The 379-nt window shown below is 73.4% G+C and carries 1 protein-coding gene; it reads left to right on the top strand.

The annotated features are described in order from the left end of the window. On the top strand, window positions 1-379 hold a 379-nt coding region (locus tag LPA54_RS42080), incomplete at both ends, for an ATP-binding protein (RefSeq protein ID WP_228985596.1).

Here is a 379-nt window from a genome sequence, read left to right as displayed (position 1 = left end):
CGAGACATGCGACCGGGTGCTGAACAGCGTGCTGGCGCCGGGCGGCGCGACCGACGACGTGGCGCTGCTGATGGCACGCCTGCGCGGTCTGCCGTCCTCCCAGGTCGCCACCTGGGACATCCCGGCCGATCCGGCGCTGGTGGCCCCCATCCGCAAGCAGGTCCTCGACCAGCTCGCCGCGTGGGAGCTCGTCGGCGCGTCGTTCACGGCGGAGCTGGTGGTGAGCGAGCTGGTCACCAACGCCATCCGCTACGGCGCCCCGCCGATCCGGCTGCGGCTGATCCATGACGCGGCGACCCTGATCTGCGAGGTCTCCGACACCAGCCACACGGCTCCGCACCTGCGCCGCGCCAAGACCTGGGACGAGGGCGGCCGCGGC

This window comes from Streptomyces sp. DH12 (assembly GCF_020873895.1).
In the GTDB taxonomy this organism is placed as follows: Bacteria; Actinomycetota; Actinomycetes; order Streptomycetales; family Streptomycetaceae; genus Streptomyces.
Note: the sequence above shows the minus strand (reverse complement) of the source record. Positions and strands in the feature narration are given on the sequence as shown.